We start from the raw sequence: 15,806 nt of genomic DNA on the forward strand, positions 1-15,806 counted from the left end.
TTAGCGCTGATGGTAGTGTGGCACTTGCCATGTGAGAGTAAGTCATCGCCAGCTTTTAAATTTAAACACCCCCTCCGCGTTAGCGGAGGGGGGTTTTTTATGCGCGGAATTTTTTGTATGAACTCATTTGAAGCCAGTTTGGCTAAAAATACTTCATATTCTTCCAATCCTTCCTTAAGATATAAGCAATTTGAATCGAGCATCAGTTCATGCAGTTTAAAATTATCCCCGCTCAAAAACTGGATAAACTACAGCGACAACAGATTGCTGAGCTATGCTTTACAGCCTTTGATGAAGATCCTTGGAGTCAATATGCCTTCATGCAAACAGCTTCTCATTTAGTCGGTATATTGGATGAAAAAATTGTATCGCACGCTCTATGGACTGATCGAATATTCATTATTAATGACAATACGAGTGTAAAAACCGCGTATGTTGAATATGTGACCACGGATTATAGATTGCGAGGGAAGGGGCTTGCATCACAATTATTAAGATATTTAATTGATGCTTTAACTACTTTAGGTTATGAACTTGCTGCATTACAGCCCGAAGATGATGCATTTTATAAAAAACTAGGTTGGACTTCTTGGTTGGGGAGTTTATATATCAAACAAAATACCTCTACTTATCTGACAGATATGCATGAAATTCTGTTGTATTCATTGAGTGTTAAACTGAAAGAATTACTATCACATAATACAGTTGATGATGCTATTTGCACGGATTGGCGAGAGGGTGAGCTTTGGTAGTAATAACTGTATAAAATATTAATATTTAATAAAATTATTTCAGTTTAAAAACCATATAAAGATGAGAATAATTGGTATTTCATCTCGGTAACTTATAACTTTTCATAAATCTTAACGTTTTCTACTTTCCTCCTTGGCTTACAAGCCTATAATGATTGAGAATCATTCCAAATCTAATAAGGAAATAACATGTCAACTGATCAGCAATTTCCAACGCCTGCTAATCTAGGTATCGCAGTTTATTCAAATAATGCAGAAGCGATTGGTAACACGCCTTTAGTTCGCATCAACCGCCTCATCAAAACTGGTGCAACGGTCTTAGCAAAAGTAGAAAGTCGTAACCCTGCATTTTCAGTGAAATGTCGTATTGGCGCAGCGTTGATTGCAGATGCGGAAAAACGTGGTGTACTGAAAACAGGCATGCATATTGTTGAGCCAACCAGTGGCAATACAGGCATTGCTTTGGCATTCGTTGCAGCAGCAAAAGGTTATCCAATTACCTTGACCATGCCTGCAAGTATGAGTCTAGAGCGGAGAAAAGTACTGAAAGCTTTAGGCGCAAATCTGGTACTCACTGATCCTGCCAAAGGAATGAAAGGTGCAGTTGATGAGGCTGTTCGTTTAGCCACTGAGAATCCTGAACAATATTTCTTGCCGCAGCAATTTGAGAATCCAGCCAATCCACAAATTCATACCGACACCACAGGCCCTGAAATTTGGCAGGCAACCCATGGTCAAGTGGATATCTTAGTTGCTGGTGTAGGTACGGGCGGTACCATTACTGGGATTTCACGTTATTTTGAACAGGTTCAGAATAAACCATTGTATTCAGTTGCGGTTGAACCTGCTGAATCACCAATTATTACTCAAACCAAACGTGGCGAGAGCATCACACCTGCACCACATAAAATTCAGGGCATTGGCGCAAACTTTATCCCTAAAAACTTGGACTTGGATCTGGTGGATGAAGTACTGCCTGTGAACAGTACCGATGCAATTGAATGGGCAAGAAAATGTGCAACTCAAGAAGGAATCTTGGTCGGTATCTCGAGTGGTGCAGCATTGGCAGCAGCAGCTCAAATTGCTGAACGTCCTGAAAATTCAGGAAAAACCATTGTGGTGATTTTACCTGATAGCGGTGAGCGTTATTTATCTTCGGTCTTATTTGAAGGTTTGTTTGACGAAGCTTGATTTTAGTTTCCAAATAAAAAACCATGCCTGAACAGCATGGTTTTTTATTATTTACCTATTTTTAAAGCGCTTTTTTTAAGTTTTTTTCATGGTGTTTAACTGAGCGTGCATATTTCTTGGCTTTATGGCGTGTCCAGAAGCTACGTTCGTAGCCGGTTGGCCCTACATTGTAATAGGCTACGGCTTTAGACCAGCTACCTGCTGATCTGTAATAGGTCGAGAGTACATGTGCGCCACAGTTAATATTGACGTTCTCATCATAGAGATTGCCTGGGCAAGACTGACGCCAATGGCTGGAAATAATTTGGGTTAAACCGATCGCACCTGTTGGTGAGCGTGCTGAACTGTTGTAATTCGATTCTTGGCGGATCAGAGCTGCAAGTAAAGTTGGAGAAACATCATAACGCTCAGCACTTTGAATGATCATTGGAGATAAGCGATTTGCTGTGTTAGGCGAAACGGAATAGGCATTTTGTAAGCCTGATGAAAGTTGATTCGAGCGATTGGCAAAGGATCCGCTTAAACTGCTACACCCAGATAGACTGATGGCAAGCACAACGAGGCTGATCTTTAAAATAATTGAGGCAAACGGTTTAAAAGCCGTATCTTGATCAGAAGAAGTCGATGTGATGTGCAAAACCAGAACCCGATATCAAACAAAAGTATAAGGATGGTATGCACTCGGTTTAGGGGAGTCAATAGCAGTTATTTTACCGTAATGATCGGGTTTGGATTGTTCATAAAAAAAGCCCCGATATTCTGTCGAAGCTTTCTTATATTTTGTTTCTTGCCGTCTATTCCTGTGAATGACCACATCCTGTCTTTCTATGATTTATAGTGAATCTAGCTCATTAGGTATATTCGGTAATCACCGCAGTTGTTTTTGGTTTTAAAGGGCTTCTTTTAAATTTTGTTCATGGCGTTTGACTGAGCTAGCATAGCGTTCAGCTTGCTGACGCATATAGGGACTTCTTCGATAACCTGTAGGGCCAACATTGTAATAGCCGAGGGCTTTTGACCAATCGCCTGTCGATTGATAATAGTTCGCTAAAATGTAGGCACCACAATTGATATTGACGTGTTCATCATATAAATCACCAGGGCAGAACTGCTGCCAAAATTTTGGGCGTACTTGGGTTAAACCCACAGCATCTGCTGAAGACCGTGCACGAGTTCTATAGCTAGATTCTTGACGAATCAGCGCAGCCAATAAATGTGGTGAAATATTGTGACGCTCAGCTGTTTGTAGAATGATTGGAGCAACCCGATTGGCTGTGGTTGGAGATACTGAAAAAGCGTTTTGAATGCCAGAAGACAATTTTTGGGAGTGATTTACCGTAGGCGCCTTGGTTGTCGTACACGCGACAGTGAAGTAAGTACTTAAAAAAATGAGACTCAATTTAGCAAAAGCAATGTGAAAGCGAGAAAAAGAAAATTTTTTGTAAATTATCATCGTAGAAAAATTTGACCGTCATCTATAAAACATGCGGATGGTAGGGAGCAAGCCGATGGGAGTCAATGTAATCTATAGGGGTAAATCGTTTAATTTTAGATATTAAGATAAATAAAAAGCCCCGACATCCTGTCGAGGCTTTCTCATATTTGGTTTATTGCTGCCAACTCCTGTCAACAACCACATCCTGTGCTTCTTATTATTCTGAATGAGATATCCTATCTCTCTATGATTGATATATTAGTGAATCTATCACATCAGGGATATTGGCCAACGACCACAGTCACTGTAGGCTTTTACTTACAAAGTGCAAATTAGCGTTTCTTTAGAATCCAGCCTGCCAACCTTTGTGCAATTGGCGCGCAGACCAATACGCTAGGAAAGGCAAACATCCACGCCACGGCCCATGCAGACATCCACATGGAGAAGAAATTATCGATAAGCCCCACTGCTTTTAATGTGGTGATGCCCGAGATTAAAAAAGACATCATGCCGGATAAAATCAATGGAAATAAAAGACTTGCTGCTTTCACGTGATCATCACTCCTTGATATGCACTTAAGTTGAATGCAAAATTTTGTCCAAACAACTGAGCAGTTTTGATATCGCCAAAATCAAAAGCATCTGCCGTACTGGAATGTTGAGCTTGTGCCATAAGGCCAGACCATGACCCGAGACGATTGGCTGCTTGCGTATAGGGAACACCTTGATGTTGCTCGGGTAAAATAGGATTGCCGATCCATATCATACCGTGTTGCATACAAAAGGTGAAAAGTGAAATGAGTGTAGATTGCTTATCGCCTGCGGGCAGTGAGGAAACGGTAAACCCTGCGGCTAATTTTCCTTTAAATTCTTGTTTTTTCCAAAGTGGGCCCGTAGCATCCATCAATTGCTTTAAAGTGCCTGAAACCCCACCTAAATAGGTCGGTGTACCCCAGATTAAACCATCATATTGAATCAATAATTCTGGCTGAGAGATCAGCTGTTCTGCTGTAAATAAATCGATTTTTATATCTTTGATCTGTGCTGCACTAACCTGAATTTGCTGTGCGATAAATTGGGTATGCCCTTGATGGCTATGATAAATAATGGCAATAGATTTCATGGTTTATCCTCATTGAAAGCGTTGCAGTAATTGAGCAGTAAGATATAAACCACAGCCAAATAGACTGTGATTGATCAAGCTTCGAAGGCAGTTCATCAACGGTTTTGATGTTTTGGCTGAGGCAAAGCCTGCACCCATGGCTGGCTGCATGATGAGAAATGGAATCAGTATGGTAATCAGTCCAAAATTGAAGGCAGGAAAAAATTGGGGTTGTCGTAACCATACATCTCCTACAATCAGGACAAAGCTGAATGCAAAGAGAATGCCGACACTGTAATGTGCTATCCACCCCAAGGCATATTCCCTGTGAATGGCAGGACTTTGCGCAATCGATGTATGGATGAACTTGCCCCGAAACATCCAACCGATCCAACGACCCAGTAAGGCAAAATTTAAGCTTGGAAGCTTGAGTCTTTTTAACAGTAATAGCCACATATCCAGTATTAGCGTGGCGCCAACACCTAAACACAGGATTTGAAATAACAGTTCAGCAGTATTCATTTTTTCACCTTGATCTTTTTTGCATAAAACGCGATAAAGATAGTGTGCAAGTTCAAGTCAACTTGAAGTCAAGGGATATTTATGGATATTGGAGAAGTGGCTAAACGGGCCAATGTGAGCACCTCAACCTTACGCTTTTACGAAGAAAAAGGCTTAATCAAATCAATAGGTCGGCATGGCTTACGTCGACAGTATGCCAGGCAGGTATTAGATCAATTGGCATTGATTGCCTTGGGGCGTGCAGCTGGCTTTTCTTTAGATGAAATTGCGCATATGTTTGGGCAAGATGGTCGACTTGAACTGGATCGCAAGATGCTGAATGCCAAGGCAGAACAACTGGAACACATGACACGACGCTTACACTTTATTAGCGAAGGACTGAGACATGCGGCAGTGTGTCCTGAAGAAAACCATATGCAGTGTCCAACTTTTCAGAATTTTTTAAAGGCTGCAATTGCTGGAGAATATTCACCGACTAAACTTTAGCAGTGCAGTGTGAAATGAAAATTCGTTGATTCATGGCTGGAATCCATCTGTTCTGTTGTCATCTTTCCGCCATAAAGATTTCACTTTATTGCAGTAAAAGCGTCATCAAAACTTGTTTAAATTTGCATAAATTTTTACCAAATGTATAAAACGATGAACAACAAAACTGTATTGGCGCTTTTCTGCTGTACCGCTTTAGGTTTAACTGCCTGTAATGATGACAATAATCAAGATCAAATCCCATCGACAGAAAAAGTGACAGAACCCACCTTAGTTTCTTTTGCTAAATTACCTGTCGCAACATATGCGGCAGGGCCTGACTCGGGTAAAGCCGTCAGTGGCGCCAATGGCATTTATCCGCCATTTAAAGGACAACCTGTACAAGGTTTTTCTGCTGCTTTAAAAAATGAGGATGGCAGTTATATGGCGATGGCTGATAATGGTTTTGGCACACAGGATAACTCAGCGGATTTCTTATTACGCATTTATAAAATCAAAGCCGATTTTAAAACCAAAAGTAAAGGTACAGGACAAGTATCCGTACAAAGTTTCATTCAATTACGCGATCCAAATAAACGGGTTCCTTTTGAGATTGTGAACGGTAATACTGCAGAACGTTTATTGACTGGAGCAGATTTTGATCCTGAATCGATGCAACGTGCACCAGATGGTACGTATTGGATTGGCGATGAATTTGGCCCATTCTTACTGCATTTTTCCGCAGAAGGGGTGTTACTTGAGGCACCGATTGCTTTACCGAACCCATTTAATCCAACTCAAGAATTACGTTCGCCACAAAATCAGTTAAACAAAGCCAGTATTAATTATGTTGAGCCTTTGGTTGGGCGTAGTAGTGGCTTCGAAGGGATGGCGATTTCACCTGATGGCAAGTATTTATATCCGTTACTGGAAAAGCCACTCGTCAATGATGCGACGGGAAGACTGTTAATTTCCCAGTTTGATCTTCAGAAAAAAGCCTATACAGGGCTCTATTATTGGTTTGTACTTGATAGTAAAGCCACCAATATTGGCGATTTTCAACTCTTTAATGATAAAGAGGGCATTATCATTGAACGGGACGTCAGCCAAAATAATCTTGGAGGACATAAGAAGCTGATTCGAATTAAGTTCAATGAGCCGAAGCAAGTGGTGGCACGCGAAGACTTGGTCGATTTAATCAAAATTGCCAATCCAAATGGGTTGTATGGCACAGTAAGAGATGGGGATATTGGAACGGGCAATGTATTTTCCTTCCCATTTGAAACCATTGAAGATGTAATTATTGAAAATGGCACTACGCTCACCGTGCTGAATGACAATAATTTCCCTGGTTCATCGGGTCGGAATGCTAAACTTGCCGATGATAACGAGATTATCCAAATTCGCTTACCCAAAGCATTATTTTAAACATTTGATAAAAATGGCCGAAATGATCATTCCTCATTTCGGTCGAAGGCGTATACTGATTGGGCATAAGGAGTTCCGATGTCTGAGTCAGTTGTACGTCCAACCCATATTGAATATGGTTCGAAATCGTTTACTGCGATTTTATGGTCATTGTTCTTTGCTGGTTTTGCGTCATTTTCCTCTTTGTACTGCGTACAGCCGATGATGCCGATTTTTGCAGAATTCTTTCATGTCACACCAACCCATAGCAGCTTTCCTTTATCATTTTCTACCATTGCACTGGCAATAGGTTTATTGTTCACAGGCTTTATTTCTGATCGTTTTGGTCGTAAACCGATTATGGTATTTGCCTTGTTTCTGGTGTCGATCTTACTGCTGATCAGTGCTTCTTTTCCGATTTGGGAAGTCTTCCTCAGTACCCGTGTTTTGATCGGTTTAGCCGTGAGTGGCGTTGCGGCTGTGGCAATGACTTATATCGGAGAGGAGATCACTCAGAAGGATATCGGTTTTGCCATGGGGCTGTATATCTCTGGCACAGCCATTGGGGGAATGGGAGGACGCCTGATTGCTGGGGTCTTAGTTGACTTTATTTCTTGGCAAGCAGCAACTTATGCGATTGGATTGCTGAATTTTATTATCGCCTGCTTATTCTATTTATTGCTGCCAAAGTCTCAGCATTTTAGACCTTATCCCTTTCGATTCTCTCGTTTTAAAGCTGCTTTTGAGCAAAATCTACAAGACCCTAAATTGCGCATCTTGTTTGCTCAAGGGTTTATTTTGATGGGTTGCTTGGTCACGGTGTTCAACTACATCAGCTATCACTTATTAGAAGCGCCGTTTCATCTATCGCAAACATGGATCGGTCTGATTTCGATTGCCTATTTGGCAGGGATTTATAGCTCACCTAAAGCCGCTCAATGGGGCTTTAAATATGGGCGCGATAAACTGTTGCCAGTGCTGTTGCTGACGATGATGCTTGGCTTATTGATTACTTTAATTCCATCGCTTTGGACAATTTTACTGGGCCTCACAATTTTTACCTTTTCATTTTTTGCCGCCCACTCAACGGCCAGCAGTTGGGTATCGGTGCAAGCTGTACAATATCGAGCAGTTGCCTCTTCACTTTATCTATTTTGTTATTACATGGGATCAAGTTTACTGGGGAGTAGTGGTGGTCTGGTTTGGGAGCGTTTTGGGTGGGGTGGAATTAATTTGAGTGTCGCTGTGGTCTTAGTGATCGGTTTTGTGCTCGCGATACGCTTAATGAAGAATGAAAATAAAACGACAAATAAAGTCGCATAAACTTGATAAAAGTTCTTAAGATTTAGTAATTTAAATAAGCACCTATTTGGGTGTAGAGTTAATATTAAAATTGGGGAAAATAATATGGAATTACATAGTCGCGTTTATTATAAACATCCTGATTCAACAATCATGGGACAATTAGAAGTTTTATTTACAACACATCATGGAGATGAAGAAAAGTTCATTCAGACAGCTTTACTAATTAATCCGCAAGCAGATGAGATTACTCAAGAACTGGTTGATTTGATCGATTCGATTGAACATGATCTTACACCAGAGACACTGCACTATGTTGATGGGTTTGCTGTACTAGATTTTACCCATGGCTCAAATGGTGATGAAAACATTGAAAATATTTTATTATTTTTAAAAGGATTATTGCCTGATATTCATGCGCAAGCTTGGGGTTGTGGTGATGATGATCCATGGGAGTTTTGGTTCAAATTTAATGGCGATGAGCTTATCCGTGAAGATGATGAACCTTTTAATGATCCTGATGAAGATGAAGAAATTCAAGCTTCTATTTATATATGGTGGCATCAAGATTTACCTTCTGAAATTAAAGAAGGCTTCTTGAACGAAAAAGAATAATTATCATCATCTTATGACGCTATTTCCTCAATAAGTTACAAATACTTTTTGGGGAAATGCCTTTGTTTGTTTTTTGATCTATAAAAATGAATGGAATTCATGTTAAAATGATCGGCTTTCATCTTTAGATGTCTCTCCTCCCTCTGCTAGCCGAGATTCGCAAGCCATGTCTACTGCCTACACTATGCAGACCGCGCCAAAAGCGCTGTTTGATTACGACAAATATTGGGCGTCGTGTTTTGAACCCGCACCATTTTTGCCGATGTCACGAGAAGAAATGGATCAGCTCGGCTGGGATGCGTGTGACTTTATTTTGGTCTGTGGTGATGCCTATATTGACCATCCTTCTTTTGTCTCAGGTGTGATTGGGCGTGTGCTTGAAGCACAAGGCTTCCGTGTCGGAATCATTGCACAGCCAGATTGGACCAATGCAGAGAGCTTCCGCGTTTTAGGTAAACCAACCATCGCATGGGGTGTAACCGCAGGTAATATGGATTCGATGATTAACCGTTATACGGCAGATCGTAAAATCCGTTCTGATGATGCGTATTCACCTAATAATGAAGCAAACAAGCGTCCAGATCGTGCAGCAACCGTTTACTGTCAGCGTTGTCGTGAGGCTTTCCCTGATGTTCCTGTATTGCTCGGTGGGATTGAAGGCAGCTTACGTCGTATCGCACATTATGATTATTGGTCTGACAAAGTACGCCGTTCAATTTTGATGGATTCAAAGGCTGATTTATTGATGTATGGTAATGGTGAACGTGCCATTATTGACGTGATGCATCGTTTGGCCAAAGGCGAGAAAGTTCACGAGATTACCGATGTTCGTGGTACTGCATTTATTATCAATAAGCATAATAAGAAATCGAAAGCAAAATTCGTTGAAATCGCCAGTAACGATGTCGATACCATCGGGCGTGTTGATCAGATCATCAACCCTTATGTGATGACTGAAGATATTGATGGCTGTGAAGTTGAAAAAGAAAAAGGCAATTCACTGGCACAATACCAGAATTTCCAGAAAGAATTCGTTGCCAATCCGATTGTGCGTGAAGGCGATAATTTAGATCCAGATACGCAGATCGTACAGCTTAAACCTGCACCATCAAAAGCAATTAAACATAAATTACCACCACGTGAACTGGCCGTGATCCGTTTGCCTTCTTATGAAGAAGTAGCCAATGATCAGGTTCTATATGCACATGCCAACCGTATTTTGCATCTCGAAACCAATCCGGGTAATGCGCGTGCATTGGTACAACGTCATGGTGAGCGTGATGTCTGGATCAATCCACCACCAATTCCTTTAACCACTGAGGAAATGGACTACGTTTTTGATTTACCTTATGCACGTTTACCGCATCCTGCTTATGGCAATGCGCGTTTCCCTGCATTTGATATGATCAAGTTCTCTGTCAATATTATGCGTGGTTGTTTTGGTGGTTGTACCTTCTGTTCGATTACAGAACACGAAGGGCGAATCATTCAAAACCGTTCGGAAGATTCAATTTTACGTGAAATTGAAAAGATTCGTGATACCGCACCAAACTTTACAGGCATTATTTCAGACTTAGGTGGGCCAACGGCAAACATGTACCGTTTGCATTGCCAAGACCCTGAAATTGAAAAGAATTGCCGTAAACCGTCTTGTGTTTACCCTGGGGTATGTCAAAACCTACATACTGACCATGCACCTTTGGTTCAGCTTTATCGTAAAGCCCGTGAAATCAAGGGCGTGAAGAAAATTTTGATTGGTTCTGGTCTACGTTATGACCTTGCGGTATTAAACCCTGAATATGTCAAAGAACTGGTTCAGCACCATGTCGGGGGTTATCTGAAAATTGCGCCTGAGCATACCGAAAATGGCCCATTATCGAAGATGATGAAACCAGGCATCGGGACTTATGATCGCTTTAAGCAAATGTTTGAGCGTTTCAGTAAGGAAGCAGGTAAGGAACAGTATCTAATTCCATACTTCATTGCTGCGCATCCGGGTACCACCGATTATGACATGATGAATCTGGCGATTTGGTTGAAGAAAAATGGTTTCCGTGCCGATCAGGTACAGACCTTCTATCCATCGCCAATGGCAACTGCGACCACAATGTATTACTCAGGCAAAAATCCGTTGTCTAAAGTGGCGCGTTATACGGAAAATGTTGATATCGTGAAAGGTGAAAAGCGTCGTCGTCTGCATAAGGCATTCTTACGCTATCATGATCCAAACAACTGGCCTTTATTGCGTGAAGCCTTGAAAGAGATGGGGCGTGTAGATTTAATCGGAAATTCAAAGCAGCATTTGATTCCAACTTATCAGCCACAAGGCACTGCTGAGGGTGAATATAAATCAGCACGTAAAAAGAACTCCTCTGTCGCAGGAGATTCGGCAAAACGTGGTCAAGGCCAGTCTCGGTCACAGTCAGGTCAACAGCGTCCGCAAAAAGGACAGATATTGACCCAACATAATGGTTTACCGCCACGTGAAACGGGTGAGAAAAGACCATTTTCAGGAAAACCGAAGCCTAAAACTAAATCGCATCGTTAATTGAGTATTTAAGAGGGTATGAGAGAGTTCATACCCTCTTTTTTATGCCTAAATTATCATGTGATCACAATTTGATCGCAAAACTATCGTCCATAGAAACATAAACTGACAATAACGACTTGAATCTTGGATGACGAATGATTATAAATAAAGTGCAGAGGGCTATTACGACTTTGGTCGTCTAGGAAAACACGATTAAAAAACTTAAGTTTGCACTGCAAAATGACTTTGCTATCGATGTTCTTGATTAAAAAAATTGGCATAAAGCCAAAATGATTATAAAAAATCTAAAGGGATTAGTTAGAAATGTATTATTTTATAACAACAGTTGGGTTGCTGTTGATCACAGCACTTGTGCTTCGCCGCCTACAACAAAACAGGCGTCAGGATAGTCCATTAAAACGCCGTGGTATTTTGAATATCGCAGAACAAATTACACTCATGCGTTTGCAGGCTGTTCTACCTCGTCATACCATGTTGGCACATGTTTCTTTTGATGCGTTACTGACCACAAAATTTGCACACACACGCCGTAAATATCAGGGGTTGGTTGCTGATTTTGTGGTTTTAGACCAACAGCATCAAGTGCTTGCGATTATTGAAATTGCAGACGAATCTTATGTGAACCGTCTGCATCAAAAGCACTATCAAGATAGTTTGCTTGAGTTGGCTGGTTATCGAGTATTGCGTTATAGCAGTATTCCAACAGAGCAAGAGCTTAGAGAGGATTTGGTTCCTGATCTGTTTGAATCCGCGAAAGTCTCAACTGCTTCCACCACAACATCAATGCCAATTGCGAAAGCGGATCGAATGATGAAATATAATGAATTTGCAGTTAAATCTTATTAAGGAAGAACTGCTGTTACCGTCATTTCAACTAACACATCGGGTGCGTAAAGTTTAGATTCGACACAGGTACGTGCTGGGGGATGCCCCTCAGCAATCCACGCATCCCATACTGCATTCATAGCTGCATAATCTGTTTCAATATCTTTTAAGAAGATCAGCACAGATAAAATATGAGTTTTATCTGTGCCTGCTTCTGCAAGTAAGCGATCAATATTGTCTAGTGTCTGTTGGGTCTGTGCACTCACATCGACGCTCGTATCATCTGCTAATTGACCAGCTAAATGAACAAGATTTCCTGAAATTGCGACTTCGCAATAACGTGAAGTAACATGAAGTCGTTGCACAGACATAGTAACTACCTAATCGAAAATTGTGTTTAGGATTGTACTTGATACGATTCAGCCGCAGTGTAATTTTCTATAAATCAGGCTAAAAAAGTTTCTATTTCCATTAAATTGCGTTGTTGAAAAAATAAGATGCAGCGAAGCTGTGGGCAAATAATAATATTGCCCAGATTAAGAAATTGAATTTTGGCTTGTCGTAATTGGTTTAAGCATGTAGCAATTGAACTATGAACTGGGCAAAGTTGTTTAATCTGGCTCAATGCGGAATAGCTGGTCTGATACATTTTTTATTCCTCGTCGATTTTATAAAAGGGGCGAAAATAAGCTTTCGCCCAACACCTTTTAGACACTTTGTTGTTCGGATTGATACCAATTGACATGTCGGGTGATGAACATGACACAGCCAATTAGAATGAAGGAGAGGATGGAACCAAATAGGAAAGTTTTGCCGCTGGATTGCAATAACAGATACATCATGCCGTAGAGTACCCCCAATAAAATCCCGAAGAAGAGAGCAGCTTTCATGCCCTTCACAACAAAGTATAAATACCAAGTGATGAGACCGACACAGGCACCTGCCGCCACCAGATAAGCCAGAGAAAAGGCATAGTATTCACTGATTGAAAGCAATAGAACGAAGAATACACCTTGCGCCATGGCAACCAGTGCATATTGAACGGGATGAATTTTGAGTTGTTTTAAAACCTCAAACAGGAAAAAGCAACCAAAGGTAATAATAATTACCATCACACCATATTTGATGGCGCGATCAGTTTGGGTATAGATATTTACAGCTTCTAAGAATTGAGTCGAAATACCTGAAATATTTGAGGGCGTACTCGTATCATAAGCCGCTTCTGTTGGAACATTTTGTGGGTTGAGGGTTTGATAAAAACATTGGCTATTTTCGCACAGTGACACATTTTCTAAATTACGTTTACCCAGTGCGATATTTTTCCAGTCTGCCTGAAATTGGCGTTTTCCGCTGGATTTTTTAAAGGGTAGGCTTTGCCCATCATATTTAACGTCGCCCCAGTTACCTGTGGCTTGATAGGTCATTTCATAGCTGGTTGGAATAAAGCTAAACTCACTGAGACCTTCAAGGTCAAACTGCAAGCCAAATTTAAAACCCTGCTGGAACTTTTGAATCAGCTCAGGATATTGTTTTGCGCTAATATGCATGATGTCAAAACCGCGTTGTCCTTGGCTTTGCTCAGAAAAGTCGAACTTATAGGTTTTCCCGTCAATATTGAATACGGGTTTGGCATTCAGCCCTCGCGCATCTTGAATCGGAAAAATGATCTCTGCCTGTTCCCACAAATAATCACGTTTTTCCTCATTATTGACAGCTTTAAAGAAGCCTTTGCCTGACATCGAATTTTGATAGCTGATTGCTTTATAAATATTTCGTTTATAGGTACTGTCCGACACCTTAAATTGTGCTGTCCAATCTGTTGTCTCTGCACCTAAAGCGACAAAAAGGGTTTGAGAACATTGATAGGTTTTCTTTTGTTCATCGGTGCACGTAGTTTGGATTTGATAGGGAAGTTTTAAATAAGGCGCGACGATTTGTTGTGGGCGAATTTGTTCATTGGCAATGTCATGAATGACTTGTTGTTGATAGCTTTGTCGTTCAGAGACCAAGCTTGAAATAAAAAATAAACCGATATAAAAAATCAAAATCAGGAACAAAATGGCTCCGATTTTGAGATTAATAAAATTGCGGCGCATGAGGTGTTCTCTGATCGTTGGGATGTGACCAATATCTCTATGTGTTATGCAGTTCGAATGAGTTCAGTTTGAAGCTTAAGTGAAGTTTGTGTGAAGTCTAAGGGTGACCAATACACCTGAATGATGGAATGCCAAGAAATCGAGGCGATTTGCTTCAATATTCTGAATGTTAATCTCCCCTTGATGTTGTTGAATAATTTGCTGCACGATACTCAGGCCAATACCTGTACTGCGTTGTTGATTGTGCGGACGCGGTAAGGAAAAGTAAGTTTCAAATACACGGTTTAAGGCGTATTCAGGAATTGCATCGCCTTCATTAAAAAATAACAAGCTGATGTTTTGATGCGAAATATCTTGCTGTAATTGTATGGCGATCTGACCATCGAAAGGACAAAAATCTCTGGCATTGTCGAGTAAATTATTTACTGCCTGTTTGAGCCAAAAGGGGTCTGCATATACAGTACATTGCTGAGCAAGATCAAGGTGGAGCTGAATGTGTTTGAGCTGTAATGCGCTGTGTTGCTGCTGGATACATTGCTGAATCAGTGTATTCAAATCGAGGGTTTGAAACTCAAGGGTATGCTGATTTTTTTCGAGTCGTGTTAACAGCAACATACGTTCAATCAGAGATTGCAAACGCTGGCTTTGTTGAACAATATGCGTCGCGAATTGTTGCTGATCAGCAAGTGGTAAATCATCTTGCAACAGCTCAGCACTGGCCTGAATAGCGGTGAGTGGACTTTTTAGTTCATGCGTAAGTGTATTGACATAATGCTCGACATAGCCACGATCTTCCAGTTTTTCTCGCATCTCGCTCAAGGCTTGGGTCACTTGATTAAGCTCTTTCGCAGAATAAAAGAAAGGGGCCTGATTCACGGGTGCCAATGCCTGCGCATAACGTCGTACTTTATCAATACTATGCCTAAGCCAATATGCAACCATACTGGCAAGTAACAGGCTCAGCGCGGCAATCCACAAAGCTTGGTAAATCAATTGCTGTTCGGCGCGTTCGATATAAGGTTTTACCGATTGATTCGGCTTACCGATACTAACCACACCGAGTAATTGTTGCTGATAAATTATCGGGGCAGCAATATGCATCACGCTACTGTTACGATCATAAGGATTGGTAGCGGTCGAACGTGCGCCGTATTTGCCGCGTAGCGTCAAATAGACATCATTCCATTTGGAATAGTCTTGCCCCACAGCCTCACCTTCAGAATCATAAATGACGATACCGTTTCGGTCAGTGATATATAGCTGCTGATTGATTTGTTCTTTTCTGTGCTGCCAAATCGTGGCATTGAGTTGGCGTGATAAAGCCGCCTGAATTTTTTGATCGAATTCTGGGGTATCGACTTGGTGCTGATAGACATCTTCTGCAATTAATTGCGCAATGATATTGGCATTTTCAGCAAGTGTATCTTCAACCACTTGTCGTACATTGGGTTTCACTTGCTGGGTGAGGGTATAGGCGATAAAGCCTAAACTCAGTACCACCACCAAGCTAAAGAAAAACCAAATACGGGCGAAGATTGACATG

The 15,806-nt window shown here is 41.1% G+C and carries 18 protein-coding genes; 8 read left to right on the plus strand and 10 right to left on the minus strand.

The window, feature by feature from the left end:
- Positions 1–203 (minus strand): hypothetical protein (locus F909_RS21455; protein WP_032878329.1); only part of this gene is annotated, 203 nt, incomplete at its 3' end.
- Between the two features lie 6 nt (positions 204–209).
- Here F909_RS21455 and F909_RS01520 point away from each other — a divergent pair.
- Positions 210–752, plus strand: a complete 543-nt coding sequence (locus tag F909_RS01520; protein WP_005154622.1) for a GNAT family N-acetyltransferase — start codon at positions 210–212, stop codon at positions 750–752.
- Between the two features lie 189 nt (positions 753–941).
- The gene (gene cysK, locus F909_RS01515) at positions 942–1,943 is read left to right on the plus strand and encodes a cysteine synthase A (protein ID WP_005154625.1); all 1,002 of its coding nucleotides are present in this window, start codon (positions 942–944) and stop codon (positions 1,941–1,943) included.
- A 61-nt stretch (positions 1,944–2,004) separates the two neighbouring features.
- Here cysK and F909_RS0120460 read toward each other — a convergent pair whose 3' ends face one another.
- The 5 genes from F909_RS0120460 to F909_RS01495 all read right to left on the minus strand — a co-directional run bounded on the left by F909_RS0120460 (position 2,005) and on the right by F909_RS01495 (position 5,002).
- On the minus strand, positions 2,005–2,523 hold the full coding sequence (locus tag F909_RS0120460) for a lytic transglycosylase domain-containing protein (protein WP_032878363.1): 519 nt from the start codon (positions 2,521–2,523) through the stop codon (positions 2,005–2,007).
- A gap of 309 nt (positions 2,524–2,832) precedes the next feature.
- Positions 2,833–3,396: a lytic transglycosylase domain-containing protein gene (locus F909_RS01510; protein WP_005154630.1), complete on the minus strand. Its 564-nt coding sequence runs from the start codon at positions 3,394–3,396 to the stop codon at positions 2,833–2,835.
- Positions 3,397–3,710: 314 nt separating this feature from the next.
- Positions 3,711–3,929, minus strand: coding sequence for a DUF2798 domain-containing protein (locus tag F909_RS01505; protein ID WP_005154639.1), 219 nt, complete (start codon positions 3,927–3,929; stop codon positions 3,711–3,713).
- Positions 3,926–4,501 carry a flavodoxin family protein gene (locus F909_RS01500; RefSeq protein ID WP_005154641.1) on the minus strand — a complete coding sequence of 192 codons (576 nt, stop codon included), beginning with the start codon at positions 4,499–4,501 and terminating at the stop codon, positions 3,926–3,928. The genes F909_RS01505 and F909_RS01500 overlap by 4 nt, the downstream gene beginning before the upstream one ends.
- 9 nt (positions 4,502–4,510) lie before the next feature.
- The gene (locus tag F909_RS01495; RefSeq protein ID WP_005154643.1) at positions 4,511–5,002 is read right to left on the minus strand and encodes a DUF2938 family protein; all 492 of its coding nucleotides are present in this window, start codon (positions 5,000–5,002) and stop codon (positions 4,511–4,513) included.
- Between the two features lie 81 nt (positions 5,003–5,083).
- On the opposite strand from F909_RS01495, the gene F909_RS01490 reads away from it, so the two are divergent.
- The 6 genes from F909_RS01490 to F909_RS01465 all read left to right on the plus strand — a co-directional run bounded on the left by F909_RS01490 (position 5,084) and on the right by F909_RS01465 (position 12,188).
- Positions 5,084–5,488: a helix-turn-helix domain-containing protein gene (locus tag F909_RS01490; protein WP_005154644.1), complete on the plus strand. Its 405-nt coding sequence runs from the start codon at positions 5,084–5,086 to the stop codon at positions 5,486–5,488.
- A 153-nt stretch (positions 5,489–5,641) separates the two neighbouring features.
- The gene (locus F909_RS01485; RefSeq protein WP_171067368.1) at positions 5,642–6,895 is read left to right on the plus strand and encodes an esterase-like activity of phytase family protein; all 1,254 of its coding nucleotides are present in this window, start codon (positions 5,642–5,644) and stop codon (positions 6,893–6,895) included.
- A 78-nt stretch (positions 6,896–6,973) separates the two neighbouring features.
- Positions 6,974–8,197 (plus strand): MFS transporter, encoded by a 1,224-nt coding sequence (locus F909_RS01480; RefSeq protein WP_005154653.1) that lies wholly within the window; start codon positions 6,974–6,976, stop codon positions 8,195–8,197.
- An 84-nt stretch (positions 8,198–8,281) separates the two neighbouring features.
- Positions 8,282–8,791, plus strand: a complete 510-nt coding sequence (locus tag F909_RS01475; protein ID WP_005154655.1) for a hypothetical protein — start codon at positions 8,282–8,284, stop codon at positions 8,789–8,791.
- Between the two features lie 166 nt (positions 8,792–8,957).
- Positions 8,958–11,339, plus strand: a complete 2,382-nt coding sequence (locus F909_RS01470) for a YgiQ family radical SAM protein (protein WP_005154657.1) — start codon at positions 8,958–8,960, stop codon at positions 11,337–11,339.
- 306 nt (positions 11,340–11,645) lie between these two features.
- On the plus strand, positions 11,646–12,188 hold the full coding sequence (locus F909_RS01465) for a DUF2726 domain-containing protein (protein ID WP_005154658.1): 543 nt from the start codon (positions 11,646–11,648) through the stop codon (positions 12,186–12,188).
- Here the strand turns inward: F909_RS01465 and F909_RS01460 are convergent.
- The 4 genes from F909_RS01460 to creC all read right to left on the minus strand — a co-directional run bounded on the left by F909_RS01460 (position 12,185) and on the right by creC (position 15,805).
- Complete coding sequence (locus F909_RS01460) at positions 12,185–12,538, minus strand: RidA family protein (RefSeq protein WP_005154659.1); 354 nt, start codon at positions 12,536–12,538, stop codon at positions 12,185–12,187. The two genes, F909_RS01465 and F909_RS01460, sit on opposite strands and share 4 nt — an antisense overlap.
- A gap of 74 nt (positions 12,539–12,612) precedes the next feature.
- Positions 12,613–12,816: a hypothetical protein gene (locus F909_RS01455; protein WP_005154660.1), complete on the minus strand. Its 204-nt coding sequence runs from the start codon at positions 12,814–12,816 to the stop codon at positions 12,613–12,615.
- Positions 12,817–12,874: 58 nt separating this feature from the next.
- Entirely contained in the window at positions 12,875–14,263 is a 1,389-nt protein-coding gene (gene creD / locus F909_RS01450; RefSeq protein ID WP_005154672.1) for a cell envelope integrity protein CreD, read from the minus strand.
- Between the two features lie 75 nt (positions 14,264–14,338).
- Complete coding sequence (creC, locus tag F909_RS01445) at positions 14,339–15,805, minus strand: two-component system sensor histidine kinase CreC (protein ID WP_005154673.1); 1,467 nt, start codon at positions 15,803–15,805, stop codon at positions 14,339–14,341.
- Position 15,806 lies beyond the last annotated feature (1 nt).

It is taken from the genome of Acinetobacter sp. ANC 3929, from assembly GCF_000369405.1.
Taxonomy (GTDB): Bacteria; Pseudomonadota; Gammaproteobacteria; order Pseudomonadales; family Moraxellaceae; genus Acinetobacter.